Origin of the sequence: Methylobacterium sp. XJLW (assembly GCF_003254375.1) — a bacterium.
Taxonomy (GTDB): Bacteria; Pseudomonadota; Alphaproteobacteria; order Rhizobiales; family Beijerinckiaceae; genus Methylobacterium; species Methylobacterium fujisawaense.
Map to the genome: position 1 here is coordinate 3,473,149 of NZ_CP016429.1, position 25,115 is coordinate 3,498,263.

A 25,115-nucleotide genomic window follows, 5' to 3' on the forward strand; every position below is an offset into this window, starting at 1 on the left:
CTGTCGGGCGGACGGGGCGGATCGCGGCGTACGAGCGGCATCAGGGCACCATGTCCAGCAGCGCGTCGGCGATGTCGTCGAGCGGCGAGACTACGGTGGCGCCTCCCGCCCGGACCAGCTCTCCCGGCATGCCCCACACCACCGCCGTCTGCTCGCTCTCTGCGATGGTGCGGCCGCCCTTCGCCCGCAACTCTGCCATCGTCGCGGCGCCGTCGCGGCCCATGCCGGTCATCAGCACGCCGATCAGGCGTGAGGGTTGGACCAGTTCGAGGGCGCTCGCGACGAGGCGGTCGACGCTCGGGTGCCAAAGGTAATCGGCATGAACCGGCACCGGTTGCACGACAAGTCCGGAGGGGCGGCGCGCGAGCGTCACATCCGCGTCCCCCCTCCCGACGTAGACGTTGCCCGAAGCCAGCGGCATCGGCCGCGTGGCTTCCTGCACCCGCAGGGCGCACAGGCCGTCGAGCCGGTGTGCCAGGGGCCCGGTGAAGCTGCCGGGCATGTGCTGTGCAACTACGACCGGCCACGGAAAATCCGCCGGCAATCGCGACAGCAAGGCATCGAGCGCCGGCGGTCCGCCCGTGGATGTCCCGACCAGCACGACACCCTCGACCGGCCCGGGCGCTGGCGACGACGTGGGCGGTGTCGCAGGCGAAGGCACGGTCGCTCGTCGCGGTGGCAATCCCTCCGGGGCGCGGGCCGAGGAGGCGCTCCTGGCACGGATGCGCTCTGCCAGGCGCAGGGTCGGACGCAGGCGGGCGCGGGCGGCCGCCCGGACCTTCTGCACGATCAGCGGACCGAGGCGGTCGATCTCCAGGGAAACGGCGCCGCCGGGCTTGGCGACGAAGTCGACGGCGCCGCGCTCCATCGCGTCGAGCGTGACCTCCGCGCCATCCGCGGTCAGGGACGACACCATCACCACCGGCGTCGGACGATCCAGCATGATGCGGTCGAGGCATGCGAGGCCGTCGAGGCCCTGCATATTGACGTCGAGGGTGATCACGTCCGGGCGGAACCGGGCATGCTCGGCCAGCGCCTGATCGCCATCCCGCGCGAAGGCCAGCTCGAAGTCCGTTTCCTGCGCGAACACGCCGCCGAGGAGCTTGCGCATCAGCGCCGAGTCGTCGACGACCAGGAGGCGGATCATGCCGCGGGTTCCGCGCCGGCGTCCTGCCGCCGCGGCCGCTTCGTCGAAGCGCGCACGCTGCGGTCCGTGCCGGCGAGGAGTACCGAGGCGTCGACGATAGGCAGAAGGCTGCCATCGTCGAGGGTTGCGACCCGGTCGACGGCGTTCTCCGCGTCCCCGCAGTAGTCGGGCGTCGGCCGGATCGCGGCCGCGTCGAGGCGCAGCATGCGCGAGACACCGTCGACGAGCAGGCCGGCGACGTTGCCACCGGCTTCGAGCACGACGATGCGCCGACGCGGGCCGGCCTGGCCGGGCGGCAGGCCGAAGCGTCGTCGCTGGTCCACCACGGCCAGCACGGTACCCCGCACGTCTATGGCTCCGACGATCAGGTCCGGCGACCGGGGCAGGCGCGCCATGGTCTCCGGGACGCGGAGAACCTCCCGCACCGCGCCGACCGCTACGCCGTAGCTTTCGCCCCCGACGTCAAAGACCACGACTTGCTCGGTCGCATCTCTCGCCATGACATCCAAGGTCTTGGCGTTATCGGAGCGTACGGTCGAGGTGGTCACGGACGTCCCTTCCAACAGGCGGTCGGGGGACAGCACGGAGACGAGCGTCCCGGCTGCATCGAGCCGGCAGATCGCGTCGACGGCGGTCGCGCCGCCCCGGCTCAACGCCGACGGCACCGGATCGATGGCATCAGGCGCCAGCCGCAGGATCGGACCCAGGGCATCGACGACGAGGCCGGTCTCCGATCCTCCGAGCCGCGCGACGACGATGCGCGCTTCCGCCCCCGGCAGTGGCGCGGCGAGGCCGAGCAGCGCCGGCAAGTTCAGCAGCGGAAGCACCCGGCCCCGCAGCGCGACGACGCCCAGGGCGGCGGTCCCGGCCAGCGGCACCGGCACGACGTCCGGCGGCAGCGCGAGCACCTCCGCGACCCGCTCCAGCGGCAAGGCGTAGGATCGCCCGGCGGCCGTGAAGGAAACCAGCGCGACGCGCTCCGCATCCGCCGCGCCGGCAACCTCATCCCGTCCATGCCGGACGCCTGCGGACGCGGACGCGCCCGCACGCCCACGGGGAAACGCTTCCGCGACCAAGGCCGGGAGATCGAGCACGCGAACCTGCCCCGACCCCGCCGTGGTGGTGAAACGCCGGACTTTCGATAGGCCTTCTTCCTCGAAAGATTCCGCGCCTGCCGAGAACGCGACGACGCGGTCGACCAACAGCCCAACCGCCTCAGCCGCCTCTGCTACGACGACCCGAGTCGGTTCCGTGGCAGGCTCCAATCCGGGACGTACGACGCGGCGCAAGTCGAGCACCGGTAGGGCCGTACCGCGAAGGTTGGTGAGCCCGGCCAGCGCGGCCGGTGCGCCAGGTACCCGCGTCAATCTGGGCGGCCGGAGAAGCTCGCGGACGATGCCCGCATCGAGGGCGAAGTCGTCCGAGCCCAACGTGAAGATGAGGTAGCGTCGGTCGCGCGTGCCGTCGGCCTCAGGCATCCGCAGCCTGCAACTCGTCGGCGAGCGACGCGATCTCCTCGACGCTCGCCGCGAGGTCCTCGGCACCCTTCGACTGCTGGCGCGCCGCAGTTGCGGCTTCGCTTGAGGCGCGGTCAGCCTGCTCGGCCGCAGCCGCGATCTGCTGCGAGCCCTTCAGGCCCTCGCGGGCGGCGACGACGATGGCGTCCGCCCCGGTCAGGACGTCGGCGTTGCCAGCCTCCAGTCGGGCTATGTCTTCCTCGACGCCGGCCAGGGTGGTGACCAGAGCCCGATTGCGCTGCGCCTCCGTCTCGGACGCAGCGACGACCATCTCAAGCGCGCGTCGAACGGCGGCAACACCATCTTGTATGGCGCGCACGGTGTCGAGGATGCGGTCCGCGTTCGCCGCCGCGTCGCGGGCCAGCGCGCGGATGTCGTTCGACACCACGGCGAAACCCCGACCGCCCTCGCCGGCGCGAGCCGCCTCGATGGCGCCGCTGACCGCGAGCATGTTCACCTGCACGGCGACCAGGGCGATAGAGCCGACGATCTTCTCGATGCGGCGATTGCTGCCCTCCAGTTCGCCAATGCGGGCGAGGCAGGCGCGGGTCTCGCCGAGGGAGCGCTCGACGCCATCGGCGAGGAAGCCGACCGCCGAGCGCACGTCCCGCAAGGTCGCGCCGATGCCGGCGACGCTCTCTCGGGCGGCCGTCGCATTCGAGCTGAATACTGCGGCGCTACGCTCGACCTGGGCCATCGCGGCGCTGGACTGCTGCGCGGCGGCGCTCTGGATGGCGGTCCCGCGGCTGATCTGGTCGATGGCGGCGAGGATCTCGCCTGCCGCCCCAGCCAATTCCTGGACCGTGGCCGAGAGTTCCTCGGCAGCCGAGGCGACCTCCTCGGCTCGATCCCGGACCGAGCCGCTGCCGGTCAGGTCGTCGGCGAGGCCCGCCAACGCCTGCGCGGTCGTTTGAGCCTGGTCGAGGGATTGCGTCTGCTGCGCCACGGCCTGCTGGGCCTGCCCTGCGGCGGCGGCCTGCTCCTCCGCCGCGGAGGCGATCTGCTCCGCGCCGCGTTGCGCCTCTCGGATGGCGGTCTCGGCCTCGACCGCTGCGGCCAGGATGTCCTGCGCGCCCTCCGACAACGTGCCGAGTTCCGACCGGACTGCCTCCAATCTCGCGGTCACGCGGCTGCCGGCCTCCGCTTCGGCCGTCGCCGTCCGGGCCGCGGCGCGTATGATGTCGCCGACGCCGCGGACCTCGGTGCGGATCGCTTCGGCCAGCGTTCGGACCTCGGCGGCGCTCGTTTCGGACGTCTCGGCGAGCGCCCGCACCTCGTCGGCGACGACCGCGAAGCCGCGCCCGTGCTCGCCGGCACGAGCCGCCTCGATGGCGGCGTTCAGGGCGAGCAGATTAGTCTGGTCGGAGATGTGCTCGACCGTACCGGTGATCTCGCCGATGCTGGCGGCCCCGCGGTCGAGTTCCTCGATCAAAGTGACCGTGTCGGACTGTCGGTGGGAATTGGCCTGCACGGCTGCGACCGACGTGGTGATTTGAACGCCGTTCTCCGCCAGCAGCGTCTGGAACGCCGTGGTCGACTGGCGCGAGGCGTCAGCCCGTTCCCGGGCCTCGGACAGGCTGGCGGCGATGCCCTCGATAGCGCCGATGGACTCCTGCGCAGCCCCGGCGGCTTCCTCGGCTCCGGAGGCGATCTGCTCCATCGACCGGCGCAATTCCTCGGCGGCCGCCGACGCCTCGGTCATCCCCGCCGCGAGTTCCTCCGTCGCGGCGGCGAGCCGCTCGGCGGCCTTCTCCCGCCTCGCACGGGACCGTTCGCGCGAGCGTCCGGCTGGGATGGGCGTGACCGGGGAAGGGTTCGGAACACTCGCGCCGGCATCGGCGGGTCCTTCCTGCGGCGCAAGCCGCGTCCTCTTCACCAGCGCCATGGACGGTTCACCCGCGTTCGACCGTCCCTCCTGCCGAACGCAAGGGTGAGGAGGGTTCGGAAGTAGAATCCGCGGTTCTAAGCCTGAGGGCGCTCTGGTCAAGGATAACCCGGCAGTATCGTACGGTTGCGTGTGGATGCTCTGCGCGCCAATGCCCCCCCCCCCCCGCGCGGATGATGAGCGGCCGCCGCCCCTGTGGGATCACGATGTCTGGCATCAGAGGTGATCCAGCCTGACCAGCCCGAGCGACAGCGCATCGTCATAGAGCGCGCGACTGCGTCCGCATCCACCTCGGGACCGACCGACGCGAGCAGGTGCCGGCGCCAAAATGGCAAGCCCAATCACTACAGGTCGTGCCGTCTCGCCCGGCTACCGCACGGGAGCTCCCGCGGACCCGGCGGCACCCTCCCAGGTTCCACAACCCATAGCGCCATCTGGGCGCCGCGCTGGAGCGCCGCCTTGCTCCACCGCCGCTCAGCCGCCTCCCGACATTCGGCAAGGCAGGCCACGTCCACGTCGTCGAGACGCCCAAGGGTAGCCCGAACAAGTATGCCTCCTCGGACCCGTTCGGCGCCTTCGTATTCGAGATGGTCATGCCGGAGGGCACGAACTTCCCTTACGACTTCGGCATGATCCCCTCGACTAAAGGCGCCGACGGCAACCCGCTCGACATCCTGCTGTAGCTCGATGCGCCCGCCTTCTCGGGCTGCATGCTGGAGGCGCGGCTGGTGGGCGTCATCGAGGCCGAGCAGCGAGAGCGCGACGGCGCTTTGGAGCGCAACGACCGTCTGATCGGCGTAGCGGTGAAAGCCCGCACGCATGCGCACGTCCATACCCTTTCCGACCTGCGACCCTGCCCTCTCGACGAGGTCAAAGTATTCTTCGGCCACCACAACCCGCTTGCCGGCAAGGACCTCCGGGTGCACCGGCGCGGCGACGCGGAGGTGGCGCTCGCTTTAGTGTCTCTCACAAAACTCCCGCTGCGCCGTCGCACCCGGAGAGGAGACCGGCTGTGAACGGGAGTTTTGTGAGGCGCTCTTAGTTCGGGAGGGCGTCGGGGCTTTCGGTCGGGCGAACGGCTGACCATCAGGTACGGGCACATCAGCGACCGCGGATACTTCCGGCGTCGGTCAGGGCAGAGCACGACGGCTTGGGCGGGACGACGGCTCCCAACGCCGTGAGCCGGCGTCCCGCCCGACGCCTATCGGCGGGGAGGCGGCCCGCCCTCGGCGCCCAGTCGAAGCATGCAGGCGTGATAGATTTCGGCAGCGGATCGGCTCGGGTGCGCGGTCAGGTCCGGGATGACCAGCACCTCGTCCGGCTGGGCGAGAGCACGGGCGCAGACCGAGCTGTTGAGGTCGGTCTCGCAGGACGGGAAATTGACCCGCGCCTTGAACCATTGCCGGTCGCCGCCCACGAGGCTGACGAGGGACACCGGGACCTGGCAGAGTTGGCAGGCCAATCGGACGATGTCGTCGAAGCCCCGCTCGGGCAGGGTATCGAGGATCGCGTAGCTCGCCAGGGCGTCGAGGCGGGCATCGTCCTCGACGAGGGACGGAAGGTGTTACAGGACCATCGGTTCCTGTCTCGTCTCACCCCTGCGAACGCCGGTCGTCGGGTCGTCGTCGCATTCTGCCCGACCGAACCCCAGGAACACCACCGGGGGGCTTCGTCGGGCAAACAAAACCTTTCGGCTGCGCCGGTCCGTCCGCCCCCCGTGTCGTTGACGGCCTACCTCGTGCCAATGCGACGGCGGGGTGGTGTCATCGGCTAAGTCCCCGTCCCGGACGGGACACGGGATCCCCCCCTTGCGGACCTGGTCAGGCTCGACCGTCGCCCAGGATGCGCCTTCGGCGCTGCCAGGTGGCGACCTTGCGCAGGAGTCGGGAAAGGTCCTCGACCGAGTACGGCTTATGCAGGAGTTCGAAGCCGTAGGTGCCGTTCTTCGCCAGCACGTGGCTGTATCCCGAGGCCAGAAGCACCGGCAGGTCGTGGTGGTTCTCGCGGATGTGGTGGGCGAGGTCGATGCCGTTCATGCCGGGCATCACGACGTCAGAGAAGACGACGTCGAAACGGTCCGCGTCCCGGGCCAGCTCGGCCAACGCCTCCTCTGCGTTGTTGGCCAGCACCGTGACGTAGCCGAGGTCGCTCAGCGTCTGCACCGCGAAGGTGCCGACGTCGGCGTTGTCCTCGACGACGAGCACGCAGGTGCCATGTCCGTCCATCAGCGGCGCTGGCTCGGCCTCGTCGAGGGGCCTCGCCGCGCCGTCCGCGCGCGGCAGGTACAGGGTGAAGGTGGTGCCCTCGCCGACGACGCTCTCGACCGTGACCTCGCCGCCGGACTGCTTGGCGAAGCCGAACACCTGGGAGAGCCCGAGGCCGGTGCCCTGGCCCACCTCCTTGGTGGTGAAGAACGGCTCGAAGATGTGCGCGATCCGGTCGGCCGGGATGCCGATGCCGGTGTCGATGACGGACACCGCCACGAACGCGCCGACGACGGGAGGATGGGCCCGCACCACCGGCATCCGTTCGGCGGTTCGCACCGCGATGGTCAGCGTACCCTCGCCGTCCATCGCGTCGCGGGCGTTGACCGCCATGTTCACCAGCGCGGTGTCGAACTGGCTCGGGTCCGCGTTCAGGAAGCAGGCCTCGTCCGAGAGCCTGGTCTCGATGCGGACGCGCGAGCCGGTCAGCGTGCCCATCATGTCGCCGAGGGCCCGGACGCTCTCGTTGGCGTCGAAGACCTCGGGCTTAAGCGACTGGCGGCGGGCGAACGCCAGGAGCTGCGACGTGAGCTTGGCGGCGCGATCCACGGTATCCGAGATCGCGCCGACGTAACGGGTGCGCCGTTCCTCCGGAAGCCCCGGGCGCTTCAGCAGGTCGGTGGAGGACTTGATCACGGTCAGCAGGTTGTTGAAGTCGTGCGCGACGCCTCCGGTCAATTGCCCGACGGCCTCCATCTTCTGGGAATGGCGCAGCGCCTCCTCGGCCGCCCGCAGCGCCTCGGCCTTCTCGCGCTCGGCGGTGACGTCGCGCCCGACGGCGTTGATGACGCCCGCGTCCGGACGGGTGGACCAGTTGATCCAGCGATACCGCCCGTCCCTGTGCCGGTAGCGGTTCTCGAACCGAGCGAGCGATTGGCCCTTGGCCGAGGCGCGCGCGCCCTCCGCCGTCCTGTCGAGGTCGTCGGGATGGATCAGGTCGAAGAGGTTCGACCCCACCAGTTCCGCCTCGGTCCAGCCCAGCGTCTCGGTCCAGGCCGGGTTGACCGCCAGGATGCGGCCCTCGAAGTCGCAGCGGAGCATGATGTCCGAGGAGAGCTCCCACAGGCGGTTGCGGTCCTGGGTCCGGGCCTCGACGCGTTCCCCCAGGTCCGCGTTCAAACGTGCGAGCGCCTCACGCGACTGAACCGCGGCAGTGGTCTCGACGCAGGCGCAGAACATGCCCTCGACGCGGCCGTCAACGTCGCGGATGGGCGAGTAGGAGAACGTCCACCACGTGTCCTCCTCGAAGCCCTTGCGCAGCATGCGCAGGGGAAGGTCCTCCTGGTAGGTCGCCTCGCCCGTCATGGCGCGCTCGATGAACGGGAGGATCTCGTCCCAGATCTCCGGCCAGACGTCGCGGAAGGGCCTGCCCAGGGCGTCGGGGTGCCTCGCGCCGAGCATGACGGAGTAGGCGTCGTTGTAGAGGTAGCCGAGGGACGGCCCCCAGGCGGCGAACATCGGGAATGCCGACCCCAGCATCAGGGCGACGACCGTGCCCAGCGGGGCCGGCCAGGTCTCCGGGGCGCCCAGCGGCGAGGCCGACCAGTCGTGGGCGCGCATGCGGGCCCCCATCCCGCCGCCGGTCAGGAACGGTGGTGCGCCGGACACGCGATCAGGCCCCGCCGAAAACGGTGTGCGAAAGCGTCACGCGCGGTCGCCCCGCGAGGATGGGCCCCCCGGCAACCGACGGGAGAAGCAGGCCTCTTTTAGGCCACCGGACCAGGAGGTTCGGATGTTCGAGGCGGCGTGCAGCGTGGTGCTTGCGAGCATGGGCTTCGTTTGTGGGGGGTATCCGCCAATCATCGGTTACGAGCGGAGAGACGGTGCGGTCCGGGGAAACGTCACGGCTCAACGCTGCGCCTTCCGATAGGTCCCATCGGATGCCCGGCATCGGTCGGCGGACACGGGCCATCGCCGTTCCCACCTAACCGACCACCCGGCTGCGACGCCGGGGCTTCGAGGCCGCGCGACGGAGTATGCGCGACAGCGCCTCGACCGAGTACGGTTTCTGCAGCAGCTCGAATCCGTGGTCGCTCTCCTGCGCCAGGACGTGGCTGTAGCCGCTGGTCAGAACCACCGGCAGTCCGGGATACAAGCGCCGGACCTCCCGCCCGAGCTCGACCCCGTTCATGCCGGGCATGACCACGTCCGAGAACACGACGTCGTAACCGTTCGGCTTTTCCGCGAGCGCCGCCAGGGCCTCGTCGGCGTTCGCGACCCAGTGGGTGCCGTAGCCGAGCTCCTCCAACGTCTGGGTCGAGAAGGCGCCGACCTCCCGGTTGTCCTCGACCACCAGGACGCAGGTGCCTATCCCGTCGACGACCGCGTCGACCGCCACCGGCTCCTCGACCCGGCCGGCGCCTGCGTCCGCGCGCGGGAGGTAGAGGGCGAAGGTGGTGCCACGTCCGACCTCGCTCTCGACCACCACCTCGCCGCCGGATTGCTTGGCGAAGCCGAACACCTGGGAGAGGCCGAGCCCGGTGCCCTGGCCGACGCCCTTGGTGGTGAAGAACGGCTCGAAGATCCGGTCCACCTGATCGTCCGGGATACCCGATCCCGTGTCGGTCAGCGCGATCCGGACGAAGTCCCCAACCTGCGCGGGATGCGACCGCATCGCCGGAACAACGCCCACCGCCTCGACCGAGATGTCGAGGCGACCCTCGCCGTCCATGGCGTCGCGGGCGTTGACCGCCATGTTCACCAGCGCGGTGTCGAACTGGCTCGGGTCGGCGCTGACGTGGCAGGCTTCGTCGCCGACATGGATCGAAACCGCGATCCGGGCGCCGGTAAGGGTCCCGACCATCTCGCCGATGGCCCTGACGCTCCGGCCGACGTCGAACACCTCCGGCCTCAGCGCCTGTCGCCTCGCGAAGGCGAGGAGCTGCCCGGTGAGCTTGGCGGCCCGGTCGACCGTGTCGGAGATGGCGGCGATGTAGCGAACCCGGCGCTCCTCGGCGAGGTCCGGGCGTTTCAGGAGGTCGGTCGACGACTTGATGACCGTCAGCAGGTTGTTAAAGTCGTGCGCGACGCCCCCAGTCAATTGGCCGACAGCCTCCAGCTTCTGCGATTGCCTCAGCGCCTCCTCGGCCTGCAGCAGGGTCGCCGCGCGCTCCTTCTCCAGGGTGACGTCGCGCGAGACGCAATAGAGCATCCCCTCGACCGGCACGGCCGTCCACGACAGCGTCCGGTAGCTGCCGTCGCGGGCACGGAAGCGGTTCTCGAAGGCGAGCGTCAGGCCGCCGGCGGCGAGGTGGGCGACCTCGGCCCGGGTCCTTTCGCGGTCGTCCGGGTGTTCGAGCCACTCCGAGGTCTTGCCGATGATCTCGTTGGCCTCCCATCCCAGGATGCGCCGCCAGGCCGGGTTGATGCTGACCCAGACTCCTGTCGCGTCGGCGACGCCGAGCATGTCCTGGCTCACCTGCCAGATCCGGTCGCGCTCCTTGGTGCGTTCGGCGACCTGGGCCGCCAGCGTGTCGTTCAGCGCCCGCAACGCGCCCTGGGCGCGGACGCGCTCGACGGCGTCCCAGATCCGGGCCGCGACCTCCTCGACCAGCGAGACCTCGTCGTGCGTCCAGACCCGCGGCTCACGCTGGTTCACGTAGACGACCGAGCGCAGCTGGCCCTCGTGGACCTGCGGTACGGCGACGAGGGCGGCGATGCCGAAGGCGCCCATCCCGAGGCCGGCGGTGTCCGGATCGGCCTCGACATCCGCGTAGACGGATGTCCGGCCCTCCCTGAGGTTGGCGATGTTGCCGGGCCCGAACGCGTCGAGCGGGTAGGTGTTGGCCAGCGCCGCGACGCCGTCAACGTACTCGGTGCCCAAAACGGCGGTCAGGCCGTCGGTCCCGATCAGCCCGTAGCCGACCCGGCTCGCCCGGAGATAGGCCCCCAACGCATCGACGGCCGCCTGCATCCGGCCGCGGGGACCGCCTTGTTCGCGAAGCGTGTCCGTCAGGTTGAGGAGGAAGCGCTGCCGCGCCTCGGCCGCGTGCCGCTCGGCGACGCGCAGCTCAAGCTCGGCGTTGACCTCCCGCAGGCGGCGCTCGTCCCGTCGGCGGCCGGTGACGTCGGAGACCGTGAGCACGGCCCCGACGACAGTGCCGCCCTGAAGGACGGGAGCGTTCGAGCACACCACCTCGACGGGGGCGCCGTCCCGGTCGAAGAAGGTCGCGTCGCGCTGGCGAAGGGTCTGCCCCTCGCGGATGGCCGCGACGAAGCCGCATTCGGAGGCCGGGAACGGGCGCCCATCGGGATGGTGGTGGTGGGCGGCCTCGTGCAGGTTCTGCCCGACCAGGGTCTCCGGTTCCCAGCCGAGCAGGACGTGGGCGGCGCGGTTGGCGAAGGTGACGACGCCGTCGAGGTCGAGCTGGAACACCGCCTCGCTGACGTGGTCGGTGACGGTCTGCAGCAGGTCGGTCTGGCGTTGGAGCTCCTCGGCCGCGAGGCGCTGCCCGGTGCGGTCACGCAGGATCTTGAGGTAGCCGACGTGGCTGCCGTCCTCGGCGTGCAGCGGCATCATCTCGCCGAGCGCGAAGAAGCGGGAGCCGTCCTTGCGCTGGTGCCAGCGCTCATCGTTGCCGCGCCCCTGCTCCCTGGCGCCTTTTAATTCGCGCTCGGGGATGCCGGCGGCGACGTCCTCCTCGGTGAAGAAGACATGGGCCGGCTCGCCGCACATCTCCTTCTCGGACCAGCCGAGGATGGCCTCGGCGCCGGCGTTCCAGCTCGTGACCCGCGCGTCGAGGTCCATCGTCACGATGGCGTAGTCGACGGCGCTGTCGAGGATCTGGCGGTGGCGGGTATCCGCCTCGCGGACCCGCCGCACGGCGTCGTCGCGGGCAACCATCGACCGGCGCAGCTCCATCTGCGCCATGACCTGACGGGCGAGCGCTTCGAGGGATTCGGCCTGCTCCGGCGTCAGGCCCTCGGGCCGGGGCTTGCCGTCGATCACGCACAAGGTCCCGAGCGGCTTGCCCTCGGGGGTCTCAAGCCGGGCACCGGCATAGAACCTGAGCCTTGGTTCCCCGGTCACCAGGGGGTTGTCCCGGGTCCGCGGGTCGGCGGTCAGGTCCGGGATGACGAGCAGGCCCGGCTGCTGCAAGGCATGCGCGCAGACCGATTGCGACAGCGGCGTCTCGCAGGGGTCGAAGCCGATCCGGGCCTTGAACCATTGCCGGTCTGCAGTGACGAGGCTCACCAGCGCGACCGGCGTGCCGCAGATGCGCGACGCGAGCAGCACGATGTCGTCGAAGCCCTGCTCGCCGCGCGTGTCGAGGATGCCGTAGCGGTCGAGGGCGGCGAGCCTGGCCGGATCGTGCGCGGCGTCCTCAGGCGCGGTCACGGGCGACCTCCGGGCTGGCGGGTCCACGGGCGGCCTTCGCCTCGTCGCGCTCGATCATCTGGCGGAGTGCCGCCCTGACGACCTCGCTGATGCAGGTGTACTCGCCCTTGGCGACCTGGGCCTCGACGTAGGCGATCAACGGTTCGGTCAGGGCGATGTGTCGGGAATGCTTGGCAGCCATCCGAGGCTCGTAGCAGCTCCTCCGACGGGTGTCGCGGTCGCGACACCCGTCTCACGCAGACGTGTGGTCGCAGTTCCGGATGTCATGCCGTCCTATACAGGCGGTATCGACAAACAGGTGTCCTTTCACTTTCGGCGGCAGGTCGTGTGCGAGCACGAGCGTGTCAGCGGCATAAACCGGACGCTCCGCCTCCTGCGCGTTCCGGACGGAGGGTCAGGAGCGGCGCGCTTGTTCCTTGCCGCCCTCGATCATCGAGCGGATGCGCGCGGCCATGGTCTCGACTGGGAACGGCTTGGTCAGCACCGCCATGCCGGGAGCGAGATGACCGTTGCCGAGGATCGCGTTCTCGGCGTAGCCCGTGATGAACAGCACCTTGAGGTTCGGACGGGACACGCGAGCCGCGTCGGCCATCTGACGTCCGTTCATGCCGCCGGGAAGGCCGACATCGGTCACCAGCAGGTCGATCCGCACGTTCGATTGCAGCACCTTGAGGCCCGCCGCGCTGTCGCCGGCCTCGATGGACGTGTAGCCGAGGTCTTCAAGGATGTCGGTGACGAGCATCCGCACGGACGGCTCGTCGTCCACCACCAACACGGTCTCGCCTTGCTCGGAACGGGGTAGCGCATCGTGCTTGGCCAAGTGCTCGTCGTCCTCGACCTCACCGTAGTGGCGGGGCAGGTAGATGCACACCGTCGTGCCCTGTCCGACCTCCGAGTAGATCCGCACCTGTCCGCCGGACTGCTGCGCGAATCCGTAAATCATCGACAGGCCGAGGCCGGTGCCCTCACCGATGGGTTTGGTGGTGAAGAACGGCTCGAAGACCCGCGCGACCACCTCCGGCGGCATGCCGGTGCCGGTGTCGGTCACGCACAGCGAGAGGTACTGGCCTTCCGACATGTCGAGCTTGCGCGAGGCCCGTTCGTCCAGCCACCTGTTCGCGGTCTCGACGGTGATACGTCCGCCGCCCGGCATCGCGTCGCGGGCGTTGATGCACAGGTTCAGGAGCGCGTTTTCAAGCTGGGAGGGGTCCACCAGCGCGGGCCAGAGACCGGCGGCCCCGACCACCTCAATCGGGATGGATGGCCCGACCGTGCGCTGGATCATCTCCTGCATGCCGAGGGCCAGCCGGTTCACGTCGGTCGGCTTCGGATCGAGGGTCTGACGGCGCGAGAAGGCGAGCAATCGGTGCGTCAGGGCGGCGGCGCGCTTCGAGGCTCCCTGCGCGACCGCCATGTAGCGTTCGACATCTTGGAAGCGGCCCTGCTGCATGCGGTTCTGCATCATCTCCAGGGAGCCGGAGATGCCCGCGAGCAGGTTATTGAAGTCGTGCGCGAGCCCACCCGTGAGTTGGCCGACCGCCTCCATCTTCTGGCTCTGGCGCAGCGCCTCCGCCTGCTCTCTCTCGACCGTCACGTCACGACCGGCCGCGTAGACCCGCCCTTCCTCGAATGCTGCCGTCCAGCCGAACCAACGGTAGGAGCCGTCCCTGCCGCGGAAGCGGTAGACGTAAGGCTCGGTGAGAGGTTTCTCGAAGATGCCGGCAAAGGCCACCAGGGTGGCGTCCAGGTCTTCGGGATGGGTGTAAGAGATGAACCTGGAGCCGAGCAGTTCATCCTCCGTCCAACCCAGTAGGGTCGTCCATCGAGAGTTGACGGCCTCCAAGGTGCCGTCCGGGGACGCGACCACCAGGAGTTCCTGCGCCAAGCGCCAGGATCGGTCGCGCTCGGCGGTACGCGCCGCGAGTTCGGCTTCCTGCGCCTTCTCCTCGGTCACGTCCCGCGCCACGCAATAGATGCGTCCCCCCTCCGGAACGGCGGTCCAAGATAGGTGGCGGTAGTCGCCCGCCCGCGTCCGGTACCGGTTCTCGAACGCCAGCGTCGGAGCACCACTTTCGGCGAGACGACGGACCTCAGCGCGTGTCCTGTCCCGGTCGTCGGGATGCTCCAGCCACTCGGAGGTGCGGCCGATCAGTTCCCCCTCGGTCCAGCCCAAAACGCGGGTCCATGCAGGGTTGATGGTCTGGAACACGCCCGCGAGGTCGCTGACCAGCAGCATGTCGCGGCTGACCCGCCAGATCCGGTTGCGCTCGGCGGTGCGCTCCTCGACACGTTGTTCCAAGGTGGCGTTCTGGTCACGCAACCGTGCTTACGCGCGTCTGATCTCCGTCACGTCACCGATGGCGCCCAGCATTCGCCAGGTCCCGTCCTCACCCTTGAAAACGACGCCGCTGCTGGAAATCGCGCGCCGCGAGCCATCCGGAACCAGGACGTCATAGTCGAGGGAGATACGTTCCCTGAGGGGGTCGGCATCGGGATGGCTCGCGCGTTCGATGACCTCCGTGCAGCGTGTCACGACCCGGTCGAAATCCTCCGGGGCGACGCGACTGAAGATGTCCCCGGCCTGAACGTCGCCAGCCTCGGGCGCGTCGTAGATCTCGCGACAGCGGGCATCGAGATCGACCAGCCCCGTCGCGGGAAACCACTCGAACGTTCCCAGCCGTGCAACTCGGAGCGCCGTTTCCAGTCGGGCCTTGCTGCGCTTCTCGGCGCGCTCGGCGGCCTTTTGCGCGGTGATCTCGCTGCATGCGCAGAATACGCCAGCTACCATGCCCCCCTCATCACTGACGGGCGTATAGGAGAACGAAAAGAACGCCTCCCTCGCGCGACCGGGCCGGTCGATGTGCAGCTCGATCTCATCCATGTGGACGGGCTCGCCGGAGAACACCCGCGCGAAAAGAGGCAGGCACACGTCAGCGATGTCCGGCCAAACCTCGAAGAAGGGCCGGCCGAGCCCGGCCGGATGGCGGTCAGCCATCAGAACGGCGTAGGGGTCGTTATAGAGCAGGGTCCGTTCCGGCCCCCAGGCAACGAACATCGGCTGACCGGCGGCGAGCATAACTTCCACGAGCGTCTTCAGCGGCTGCGGCCAGTCCGCCGATGGGCCAAGGGGGGTGGCCGCCCAGTCGTGCGCTCGCATGAGCGCACCCAATCCGCCCCCGTTCACAGATGCAGCGGCCTGCGCCATGAGTTCAGGCATGAGCTGTACCGCCCCGTTCCCGCTCGACCTGCGTCTCACTCGGCGTAACCGCATCGTCGCGGTCGAGCAGCCGTTGCCCGGCGCGCACAGTCTCTCGGGTGCTCGCGACGCGGCCGGATTGCAGGCACGACCGGATGGGGTCGTCCTGTTCCCGGGTGATCGAGACGATGATGCTTTTGCGCACGGTCATGGCCGGGATTTGCCCTGTGGGGGGACTCCTCACAAGTCACGTATTCGCCGCGCCGGCAAAGCATGGGAGCGGACCTTCCGACCTTTCCCAAACGGCGCGGAAGCTGCCGCTCGCGTGGTCAAGCTGGTTGAGCGTGGACCCTAGACCCACTCCGTCCCGCCCTTGACGGGTCTCAGGCCGTTGGTGGCCTTGAGCCGACCCGACAGCAGCATCGCGACGTGGTGCTCGGGCACGGCCGGCTCGGGGAGCATCTGCGTCTTGCCGTCCTCGGCCAGTTGGAGCTCGTCGCCGGAGCTCTCGGCGAGGTAGAAGGCCTGGTCCTCGTCCTCGACGATCTGGGCGGAGTGCACCATGGACGGCATCCGGCCCTTCCCGGACTACGACCTCGACGGTGGCGTCGAGATCGGCTTCCACACCGCGCAGGATCAGGCCGACTTCAACGAGGCCTGCCCGATCCTATTCGCCGACGAGCAGAACATGTTCGCCGCCACCGTCGCCTACGCGCTGCCAAAGGGGTCGACGACGCTCGTTGACCGGGTCGCCGACCCATCCCCGAACGCCGATGACGGGCTGGACCGCATCCATCTCCATCTCGGGGCCGCTCACGACGACGTGCCGGCGTTCGGCGACCGCGTGGATCGCCTCGCTCGGGCACTCGCCACCGAGGACGCAGTGATGCGGGTCCGCCTCCATCTGCCGGAGCCCTACGACAACGCCCACCCGGCCCCCCCGGCGCCCAACGTCGGGCACGAAGTCCCCGCCGAACGCCGCCTGATCGCGATTGTCGATCTTGCGTTCGCCTCTCCCCTGGAAAGGAGCATGGTCTAAGCGTCCGACGCCTTCCTTCGCGCCAGCGAGAACCTGAAGACCGACGTGGCCCATGCCTCCCCGTTCGCCGTCAGCGGCGTCTACACCTACGTCCGCGACAGGCAGTTGACGCTCGCCGGCCTGCGGGGTAGCCGTCCGGCTCAACTGATTGAAAAGCTTGGTGCCCTCAATCAGGTCGCAGACGATGTTTGTCACCTGTTGCGCACCGGGACACTCCTGGATCGGTGACGGCCCGGACAAGGCACTCCACCGAAATGTGCTTTCCCGATCAAGCGTAGCCACTATACGGCACCCACAGAACTTGCTCTGCTTTATCGGCCTGCAAAGGCAAGTGACACTACGATCCGAAATAATACCCGTTTCCATCCGGCGCTGATCGGCTGTGCATAGAAGTCGACGTCGCCATCGCGCCTGTATGTGATCCCGTTCGGACTTAAAGCTTTAACCTCATTGGGTCCGCGTCGTAGCTGGGACGGACGCCGTTCGGACAATCTCTAAGTCAGGACGTTGTGGCCGCCGGGACCTGTCATCTCATGCCAATGGCAGCTTTCGGAGGGTAAGCGGCCATTCCAGCGGCCCTGTTCGAAGGGCCGCTGATGGCGCATAGCTGAACAAGCGGTTGGCGAACTGCTGCCCTGCTATTTCGACTCTCCGGCTCGAAGGTGTTACGCGTCCCAGCAAAGTCGACCGTGCCGGCGACAGGAGGGCTTGAACCCTCCGCGGGCCCAACCGCCTCAGCCGTGCATCCGCACGACGGTATGCAGGATGTTGATGGGCTGCCCGGCGGCGCGGGGCACATCCCCGGCGACGATGTCGGCATCGCGGTACGACTTGTCCGGCCAGCCGTTCAGCGGGACAGCCCCGGGATACTTCGAGGACACCCTGCGCGAGAGCTCGTCCATCACGGCCCCCTCAGCGTCGGCCATGAGGTAGCCCACGAGCATCCCCGCGGGATGGCCCGGGGCGTAGGTCCCGTCAGCGAATTTCCCCACGCCCGCGTCGACGTAGTACCGGAACGTGCCGGAATCCCCCGGCCGCAGCCTCTTGCACTCTACGCCGAAATAATACTCCTCCGGTCGCAGCCACTCCGCGAATACGACCTGCAGGTCGATCCGGCCGTCCACCTTGCCGAGTTCGCCGTCCGGGTTGTTCAGGCTCGCCTCCAGCATGAACGCGAGGTGGTAGAAGCCGCGCCGCCGTATGATGCGGACGATCTCCTTGTGCAGCTCGATGGTGATCTTGTTCTCGTCGAAAGTCACGCCGCGCGCGTACAGGCGCCGGCGCGTGCGCCGAGCCGCCTGCACGACCAGTTGGACGATCAGGACTAGGTTGTCGTCCGAGATGCCGAGGTCGCCGCGCCCCACCGGCCGGACGCCCTGTCGCTGGAACGGCATCAGGCGCGCCCCGGGGCATGGTCCGCGAGGATGGCGTCGCCATCCTGCAACCCGGCGGCGACCGTCCAGTAACGTCGCTGTGCCGGCTTGACCATGGTGACCTGCGCCCCGTCGTAGATGCGGACGGAGCGGCGTTCCCGCAGGTAGGGGGTCGGCGACCGCAGGAGATGGTGGCGGAGGTCGTGGAGAAGCCGCCCGGCCTCCGTGTCCGGCATCGCTGACACCACGTCCGCTGGGGCGCGCCCCGGCTCGGTCCGGAACCGGACGGTGGCGAACCGGTCGAGCCGGTCGTCGCCGAGCTTCGAGCCGGGCGCGACCTCGGCGACGAGGTGCTGGCGGCCGGAGATCCTGAGGACGGCGTTCACAGTGCGGCAAGCGGCGGCGGCGTAATCGACGAGTTGCCGCCCCTCCGGGGGCTCGACGTCTTGGAGGCGCGCCAAGGCGGTCCCAAGGAGCGTCGAGCGCCCGCGGGCCACTGCGTCGCGGACGAGAGCGCGTTCGTCGCCCCTCAGACCGTAGAGGTCAGCGACGAGTGCGTCGACGGCCTCACAGCCGTCGTATCGGGCGCTCGCTAGGGCGCGTCCCGCCTTCTCCGCCAGGGCGTCGGTTGGGACGAACCGCGGGATGCGCAGGGCCCGGAGGTCCTGCAGCAGCACGTTTGGTCGCTCCATGCCGATGGGACCAGCCCCTAGGAGGAACTGGTAGCTCGGCATCGCTGAGTTCAATAGGGCGCAAACGATGGCCGGCAGCCTTGGGTCGGCCTCGGCGAACGAGAACCCGTAGAAGCCGTGCGAGAAGGCGAGGTCCTCACCGGAAAGCGCGGCGCTAGTCCTGCCGGGATGGAGGGCAAGCCTGTGCGCGGACTTCGGGAACACCACTAGGGGCGCGCGGTACAGATCACGGCTCCGGGCATGCAGGAGCTCCAGGTGCCCGCGTTGGCGCAGGCTCGGCTTGGGCCGTCCTTCCAGGCTCAGGGGCGCGTAATCCTCGGGCTTGACGGACGGCAGGTCCAGGATGGCCTCCGGCACGGCCTTGGGCTTGTCGCGGGCCTCACCCTTGACCTGGAAGCCCTGCCCGGAGACGACGCCCGCCTCCGAGAGGAAGGACCCGAGGGGCACGAGTTCGTGCTCGAACCGCTCGATCAGTGCGATGTCGCGCGGCGTGCCCAGCGACGACGCCTTGAGGTACGAAGGGTTCGCGATGACGTCGGCCTTCCCGGCCTCGGCGATGTCTGCGGAGGACAGGGCGAGCGCGCCGCTCCGCTCGAAGTCGTCCGTCCAAGGGAACGTGCCAACGAGGATCCTGTCGGACGGCGGCAGGTTCCCGCAATTGGCGCAGAGGAACAGGCCCGGGGCCTTGGCCTCCGAGAACAGCCCCGACATGCGCAGGGGCGACATGTTGATGAGCGCGACCCGGTCGAGGCCGTTCAGCAGCCGCTCCAGGAAGAGCCGGGCCGACCACATCCTCGACATGAAGGGCGTGGCCTTCAGGTACATCGCGATGCGCCCGCCCCGCCCGACGACGTCGACCGCGGCCAGCAGGAACCGATGGTCGGGCGAGCGGCCCGAGCCGCCGTCGTCGTCCTTGGCTCTGGCCTTCCTGGTGCGTCCCTCGTCCCCGCCCTTGGCGGCGTGCGTCCAGGGCGGGTTGCCGACGACCGCGTCGACGCCGAGCCCGCGCGCGAGGTCGCGCGCCGCGGCGGAGAGGAAGTCCATCTCGTGCAGGGTGCGGCCGATGAGCGGCTCGAACCGGATACTCTCCCCGGGATCGGCCGTAGTCTCCAGTTCCAAGGCGGCCAGGTAGAGGCTGAAGGCCGCGATCCGCAGCGCCGCCCTCTGGATGTCGATGCCGTGCACCTGCCGGTAGAGGATGTCGCGCACCACGGAACGCGGCCTCGGGCCGTCGCCGCAGCACTTCCATGCCAAGCGTCGCAGGGATTGCACGAGGAAGAGGCCCGAGCCGCATGTGGGATCGAGAATGCGCGCGGTGCCGTCGAGGTCCTCGAAGACGGGGTCGAGCGCCATGTGGACGAGCTCGACCGGGGTGTAGTGAAGCCCCAGCTCGCGCGCCATATCCGACGCCGCCCGCCGGGCGAACGCCTCATAGACCGCGCTGATAAGCTCAATGGGGACCGTGTCAAACCGGAAGCGGAAGAGCCGCATCTGCCCCGCGTCGCGCTTCCTGAGGCTCGTACCCCGGGCGAAGTCTTCAAGCAGCGGCAGGTGCTCGTCCCGCAGGCTCTCCCCCATGCCCTGCGGGAACACGTCGCCGTTGAAGGTCTCGTGCAGCCAGTCGAACAGCGCCAGGGCCGACGACCGCGAGCGGAAGAGCTCGGCCAGGCCCACATCCCCGAGGCGATGGGACCCGTCGAAGGGCGTCGCGATGTCGCCCCTGTCCGTGACGTAGCTCGCGAACAAGGTCGCGGTCACAAGCTCCTGGCAGGCGCCCCGGGCCTCCGCCATGCCCATGCCTCCCGGCTGGGCCACCGAGACTTCCACCAGGTGCTGTTCGAGGGACTGGATCTCCTGGAGCAGGACCTGGTCAACCTTGCCTGCGCGATGAATGCCCTTCGCCAGGTCGGAGGCCCAGAACGTCCCGGTGTCCAGCGAGAAGCGGCCGCAGAACTCGTCGAGGGCCGCCATCTCGGCCTTGACGTCCGTACGATAGGTCGCGACCGGCCCCCGGTCCTCCTCGGTCCCAACGCCGCGGAACGCGTCGTAGACCCGGACCTCGTAAGGCGTAACGATCCAGAGGAGCGGGGCCAAGCCGAGGTTCCAGGCCCGCTCGTGCATCTCCCCGGCCTCACCGGCGTCGGTCTCCTTCACGATCAGCTTGGCGCCGTCATCGGTCTCGTAGACCGCGTCCGCCTGGAGGCCAGCCCTGGGGGAGAAGGCCGCTTCGAGGTGCGGGTTGCCGACCGCATGCCGGCGGAGCCCCGGCATGTCGCCGCGGCCGGCATCGACGAAGCCGGTCCGCGACAGGACCCGTTCGAGGAGGTCGCTCATGACGACCCTCCCAAAAGGGCGGCTTTCCTGGCGCCTGCTAAGTCGCCGCGACGGCCGGCCGCGCGGGCCGGGCTGCGGATGCGGACGACGGGCGCGACGCCTTCCCACGCCGCCCGCCCGAGTGAGGTCGCGGCACGGTCGTCCCGGCGTCTGGGAGAGGTGGCGTGGCTCTGCATGGAAGGCGGGGCACGAGGGGATGGGACGGCTTGCGCCGGCCGGGGAAGCTTGAGTGTGAGGCGTCGGGTTTGCGATGGAGTGAACGGATCGAGGGGCCGACGCCATTATGGATCCAGGCTTGGCGTTTCACAGCATCGGGGCCGCGCCACCCCGGCGCCGACGAGCCTTCTGCACGGAGAGGGCGCATCTGTCCCGCGTTCGGCCGATGCCGCAGGGGCCCTGGCGTGTGGCTTTCGCCCCAAGTCCGCATCCTCAAGGCATGGCCTGAACCGGAAGCGCCCGGGCCGTCCGGGCCTCCCGTCCTCAGCGGGCCCGGCGAGCGTAGCGGCCCTCATCGCAGGGTTCGAAACAGCGCCCGAACGCGACCCGAACGTCCATCTTCTTGAGCGTGCCCGGGCGACGCCAAGCCGGGCCTCCGCCATCCGCGACGTCCTGGGACCTTCCCAATGGCTCGACTTGGCCGGCGGGCACACCGAGGACAAGTGGTCGGACGCCGAGGGGCCGTGGTCTCGACATGCTGCGCCGCCTCTCCGATGCCGGGTTGCCGGACCTCGACCTCCACGTGATTAGCCCCTTCCTCATTGTGGCCCGGCGCCTTCGCGAACGCATCTTGGCATCGGGCGTCGTGTCGAAGTGGACCCAGGACACGTACCGCTGGAAGCGCGAGCGGATCGGCACCGTCTATACCGTTCAGGGCCGCGAGGCCGACAGCGTGATCCTCGTCCTTGGGACCCCGATGCCAGCCCAACGGGGTACTCGGGGATGGGCGGGAGAGGCGCACAACATCCTCAACTTCGCCGCGACCCGGGCCCAGGAGAACCTCTACGTGGTCGGGTCCCGCCCGGCCTGGGCCGATGCCGGCGCGTTCGCCCACCTGGCGAGGAGCTGGCCCGCATCGTTGGAGTTGCGCGAGCCAACCTAATGACCGCGAGGTGGAAAGCTGTCCAAACGCCGATGCCGGCTCCACCAAGATGGAAGCGGCTCTTGATCTCGGTGACACCCTCCCACGCCTCCGCGCGACGCAGGCGGTGCCCCTACGCATCGTAGGACGTCGGGACGAGCATGGCGACGCGCTCAAGGACATGGGCGCGAGCCGCGTCGTACGCTGCCTGCCCTGCTTCCTGTCCGCCGCACCGAACCAGGCCCGCCACGTTGATGGCGTCGCTTACCGAGACCGTGGGCCGGCCGATGGCGAGCGGACTGGCCGGGGAGCGGCGGATCGCGCCCATCTTGATGAGGGCCCTGATGACGTCCTCGTCGACGGTGTCGGCCTTGGCCAGACGGTCGAAGTGCGTCCAGAGCCAGTCACGCTCGGCGCGCAGAGTGTAGAGCTCCGCACGCAGCCGGGCGGCCTTATCCTCGCGGACTGCGGCGGCCTGGCACTCGGCCCGCAGCGCGGTGACCTCGGTCCGCAGGGTGGCGTTCTCGGCCTCGCGGGCGAGCTCGGCCTCGCGCTGCTCCTCGCGCCACCGGCAGGCGCGGTCGGCGGCGGCGGCGCGGCGGCGGGCGGCGGACGTCTCGCGTTCGCGGGTGCGGGGCTCGGTCATGGAGAGCATCGTGCCCCTCGACCATGCATCCCACTAGGGCGTCAGGCGGCTGCGTCCGCCATGCGCGTGATCCCCCACCGGAACCGCTCGTCCGCCTCGGTGAGGCGACGGGGCAGGCTGCGCGCACCGTCGACCGAACCGGCATAGGCCGCGATGACCAGGACAACGCCGGCGGCGTAGCGGAACGCCAGGCTGCCGTGCTCGCGCAGGGCGACGCCCGCGTTGACGATGGCCTGGCGCAGCGCGCCCCTCAGTTCCTCGTCGAGGCTCGCGACCATCGCGAGCTCCGGCGTCTTCCACCACCTCAAGACGCGCCGGAGTCCCTCCGCGACTTCATCCACAGTCGCCGGGACCGCGAGCTCGTCGAGGTCGAACTGCTTCGCGTCCTCAATGTCGTAGCCGAGGTAGATGGCCCGCATGGCCTGCATCGCCGGCCGCACCGCGTTGACGCTCCAGTGGGCCTTGATCTCGTCGATCATGTCCTTCGAGAGCGAGGCGTCCTTGACGTGCGTCGGGTAGAACTCGGCCTGCGGGGCTGGCGCGGGGGCAGCGACGGGCTTGGGCGCGCGGGGCATCGTAACGACCGGGTGCGAGTGGCGGCGGCCGGGGCGGACGGAATAGGCATCGAGCAAGATCGCCGCCTCCCAGGCCTCCGGGCACGTGGCCCGGGACAGGGCCGCCCCGATGCGCCGGACACGCTCCCGCGCGCCGTTCGTGCTGCGGAGGAGGCGGTCGGCGATGGCGCCCTTGGCGACGTAGGCGGCCCAAGCCTGGTCGAGCCCCGCGTCCCGCGCCTTGGTGACGACGGTGCGGACGAGCTCGACGCCGGACGAGGCCTGGGGCGAGAGCTTCCCGTAGGCATAGCTCTGCGCCGCCTTCTCGACGGCGTCGGCCAGGACGAGGCTGTCGTGCTGCACGGGCTCGCCGGCCCCGTCCCAGACGGCCGAGAAGTCGTCCGCGGCCCCGCCCTGCCCGGCGGCGGAAAGGGTCACGTACACGTCGTCGTGCCCGCCTTGGCTCGCGGCGACGCGGCACACCGACTTGGCGATGTCGCCTTCCTCGGTCCCCCACAGGCCCTGGCGGGACGGCACGAGGCCCCTCGACAGAACCGTGACGCGACGGCGCCCGCGCACCGGGTTGACGGCGCCGTCGACGAGGGCTTGGAGTGCGTCGCCTTCGGGAAGCTTCCGGCCGCGCCCGACGACCACATGCGATCCGACGACGGCGAGGTGCAGGCCGATGCCCGCGTCCTCGATGGCCGCGGTGGCGACGCGCAGGCGGCAGACATGCTGGCGACGGCCCTCGGGCGTCCTGGCCGGGGCCCAGAGTTTCCGGGCGACGGCGTCGGTCTCGACGACCGAGATGCGGTTCCGCGGGAGCTCGGCTTCCAGGGCGCCGGCGAGGTCGCGTGCAGTCGGGGGCAGGCGGTCGAGGGCGGCGGCCCGCCGAGGCTGCCCCAGCGACCGCTCGACGGCGCCGCGGACCGAGGCCCGCGTCACGCCGGGCAGCCCCTTCGACGTCCGGCCGCCGTCCAGGACGACCCACTCCGTCTGCAGACGGGAGTGGATGACGTCGATGGAGAGACGGCGAGGCTCGCGCCCCTCATATTCCGCCATCGCCTTCTCGTAGCCGAGGACTTGCCCGATCTGGAAGTCCGTCTCCTGCATCCCCTCCGCGGTGCGGTTCGGACGGACGGCGGCGGGGCGGCCCGGTCTCATGTTCCCCGAAAACTGGGTCACGGCGTCGACGACGGCGATCCGCTCCTCGTCGGTGCACGCCTGCCCGGGAACGGCGCAGAACAGCGCAGCCTCGCGCTCGACGTAGGACCGGAGCCGGGTGCGGTCGACCCGTAGGCTCCTGTGTGCCTTCCGGCCCTTCGTCGCCCGAGCCTGCCGCTGCAGGTCCGCCTTCGCCCAAGCCTTGCCCCTCGGGCTCATGGCGTCGAACAGGCGCTTCCGCGCAGCGCTCTGAACCCGCACCGGCATGGCGACGCAGAAGCGGGTGATGGACCGGCACGTGTCCTCGATGACCGCGTCGGTGAGCTCGCCGACGCCGCCGCCGGCCACGTACCGCTTCACGGCCTCGCCGAGGAACGACGCCATGGCCTCCTCCGTGACCGGGGCGCCGGTCTTCCGGTGGACGCGGCCCACGAAGGCGTAGGCCTGGAGGCGGAGGACGTCGAAGATCTCGACCGACGCTGACACGGCGACGCTGCTCCGGGGAACATTCCCCACCGACTACTATACGGGTGCATCCGCATACCGCAACGGCCAATCGCGCATTTCGTCTACGCGAAGGGCAGGTTTTTCGAGGATTCGTGTTGTCACGCCGCTTCGCCGATAGCCCCCAGCCGGAGGCCTTGACGAGACCCCGGGGATGGAAACCCGAACCGCAGGTCCCCCGACCGTCCCATTCCTCCCCCGACTTCTATACCCCTCCATCCGCATGGGACGCCCCGGTCCACTCGACGCGACCCCCGTTCGAGTTGTCACGCTGGTTGCCGAGCCCCCTCCCGCGCAGCCCCACGTGACCCCTGGGACGGTAGCCCGGACCGTGGGACCCGAAACGGTCAGTCCTTCCCCCCGATCCTTATACCACTCCATCCG

Annotated in this window: 17 protein-coding genes and 2 pseudogenes; 4 read left to right on the forward strand and 15 right to left on the reverse strand. The window is 69.6% G+C overall.

Features of this window, described 5'->3' with window-relative positions; translation table 11 throughout:
• Positions 1–40 precede the first annotated feature (40 nt).
• From cheB to A3862_RS16115, 3 genes are read right to left on the reverse strand one after another with little or no spacing between them, the layout of a single operon-like run.
• Positions 41–1,147 carry a chemotaxis-specific protein-glutamate methyltransferase CheB gene (cheB, locus tag A3862_RS16105; RefSeq protein ID WP_111473779.1) on the reverse strand — a complete coding sequence of 369 codons (1,107 nt, stop codon included), beginning with the start codon at positions 1,145–1,147 and terminating at the stop codon, positions 41–43.
• Complete coding sequence (locus A3862_RS16110) at positions 1,144–2,625, reverse strand: chemotaxis protein CheW (protein ID WP_111473780.1); 1,482 nt, start codon at positions 2,623–2,625, stop codon at positions 1,144–1,146. Before A3862_RS16110 ends, cheB begins: the two co-directional genes overlap by 4 nt.
• Positions 2,618–4,366: a methyl-accepting chemotaxis protein gene (locus A3862_RS16115; RefSeq protein WP_236961335.1), complete on the reverse strand. Its 1,749-nt coding sequence runs from the start codon at positions 4,364–4,366 to the stop codon at positions 2,618–2,620. The genes A3862_RS16110 and A3862_RS16115 overlap by 8 nt, the downstream gene beginning before the upstream one ends.
• Before the next feature lie 629 nt (positions 4,367–4,995).
• Here A3862_RS16115 and A3862_RS32110 point away from each other — a divergent pair.
• Positions 4,996–5,565 (forward strand): annotated as a pseudogene (locus A3862_RS32110) (inorganic diphosphatase).
• A 185-nt stretch (positions 5,566–5,750) separates the two neighbouring features.
• Here A3862_RS32110 and A3862_RS16130 read toward each other — a convergent pair.
• The 8 genes and pseudogenes from A3862_RS16130 to A3862_RS16160 form a co-directional block, all read right to left on the reverse strand.
• On the reverse strand, positions 5,751–6,011 hold the full coding sequence (locus A3862_RS16130; protein WP_111473784.1) for a hypothetical protein: 261 nt from the start codon (positions 6,009–6,011) through the stop codon (positions 5,751–5,753).
• Between the two features lie 358 nt (positions 6,012–6,369).
• Positions 6,370–8,373, reverse strand: coding sequence for a hybrid sensor histidine kinase/response regulator (locus tag A3862_RS16135; RefSeq protein WP_236961342.1), 2,004 nt, complete (start codon positions 8,371–8,373; stop codon positions 6,370–6,372).
• Positions 8,374–8,737: 364 nt separating this feature from the next.
• Positions 8,738–12,151, reverse strand: a complete 3,414-nt coding sequence (locus A3862_RS32520) for a PAS domain S-box protein (RefSeq protein ID WP_164706375.1) — start codon at positions 12,149–12,151, stop codon at positions 8,738–8,740.
• Positions 12,138–12,332 (reverse strand): ribbon-helix-helix domain-containing protein, encoded by a 195-nt coding sequence (locus A3862_RS16145; RefSeq protein ID WP_048434647.1) that lies wholly within the window; start codon positions 12,330–12,332, stop codon positions 12,138–12,140. The genes A3862_RS32520 and A3862_RS16145 overlap by 14 nt, the downstream gene beginning before the upstream one ends.
• 213 nt (positions 12,333–12,545) lie before the next feature.
• Positions 12,546–14,396: pseudogene (locus tag A3862_RS16150) on the reverse strand (PAS domain S-box protein); the annotation flags it as partial.
• A gap of 81 nt (positions 14,397–14,477) precedes the next feature.
• Complete coding sequence (locus tag A3862_RS32125; protein WP_236961348.1) at positions 14,478–15,368, reverse strand: PAS domain-containing protein; 891 nt, start codon at positions 15,366–15,368, stop codon at positions 14,478–14,480.
• Positions 15,361–15,558, reverse strand: coding sequence for a hypothetical protein (locus A3862_RS16155; RefSeq protein ID WP_111473787.1), 198 nt, complete (start codon positions 15,556–15,558; stop codon positions 15,361–15,363). The genes A3862_RS32125 and A3862_RS16155 overlap by 8 nt, the downstream gene beginning before the upstream one ends.
• Before the next feature lie 140 nt (positions 15,559–15,698).
• Complete coding sequence (locus A3862_RS16160) at positions 15,699–15,911, reverse strand: hypothetical protein (protein WP_111473788.1); 213 nt, start codon at positions 15,909–15,911, stop codon at positions 15,699–15,701.
• Between A3862_RS16160 and A3862_RS16165 the strand changes: the two genes are divergently transcribed.
• Positions 15,910–16,386, forward strand: a complete 477-nt coding sequence (locus A3862_RS16165) for a hypothetical protein (RefSeq protein WP_205782291.1) — start codon at positions 15,910–15,912, stop codon at positions 16,384–16,386. The two genes, A3862_RS16160 and A3862_RS16165, sit on opposite strands and share 2 nt — an antisense overlap.
• A 45-nt stretch (positions 16,387–16,431) precedes the next feature.
• On the forward strand, positions 16,432–16,614 hold the full coding sequence (locus A3862_RS31835; protein WP_205782293.1) for a hypothetical protein: 183 nt from the start codon (positions 16,432–16,434) through the stop codon (positions 16,612–16,614).
• 506 nt (positions 16,615–17,120) lie between these two features.
• Here the strand turns inward: A3862_RS31835 and A3862_RS16170 are convergent.
• The gene (locus A3862_RS16170) at positions 17,121–17,780 is read right to left on the reverse strand and encodes a hypothetical protein (RefSeq protein WP_111473789.1); all 660 of its coding nucleotides are present in this window, start codon (positions 17,778–17,780) and stop codon (positions 17,121–17,123) included.
• Entirely contained in the window at positions 17,780–20,785 is a 3,006-nt protein-coding gene (locus A3862_RS16175; RefSeq protein WP_111473790.1) for an N-6 DNA methylase, read from the reverse strand. Before A3862_RS16175 ends, A3862_RS16170 begins: the two co-directional genes overlap by 1 nt.
• Positions 20,786–21,476: 691 nt before the next feature.
• Here A3862_RS16175 and A3862_RS16180 point away from each other — a divergent pair.
• Positions 21,477–21,884 (forward strand): AAA domain-containing protein, encoded by a 408-nt coding sequence (locus tag A3862_RS16180; protein ID WP_111473791.1) that lies wholly within the window; start codon positions 21,477–21,479, stop codon positions 21,882–21,884.
• Between the two features lie 112 nt (positions 21,885–21,996).
• On the opposite strand, the gene A3862_RS16185 is transcribed toward A3862_RS16180, so the two are convergent.
• Together A3862_RS16185 and A3862_RS16190 are read right to left on the reverse strand one after the other, a co-directional pair.
• The gene (locus A3862_RS16185) at positions 21,997–22,509 is read right to left on the reverse strand and encodes a hypothetical protein (RefSeq protein ID WP_111473792.1); all 513 of its coding nucleotides are present in this window, start codon (positions 22,507–22,509) and stop codon (positions 21,997–21,999) included.
• Positions 22,510–22,550: 41 nt separating this feature from the next.
• The gene (locus A3862_RS16190) at positions 22,551–24,713 is read right to left on the reverse strand and encodes a hypothetical protein (RefSeq protein WP_111473793.1); all 2,163 of its coding nucleotides are present in this window, start codon (positions 24,711–24,713) and stop codon (positions 22,551–22,553) included.
• Between the last annotated feature and the right edge of the window lie 402 nt (positions 24,714–25,115).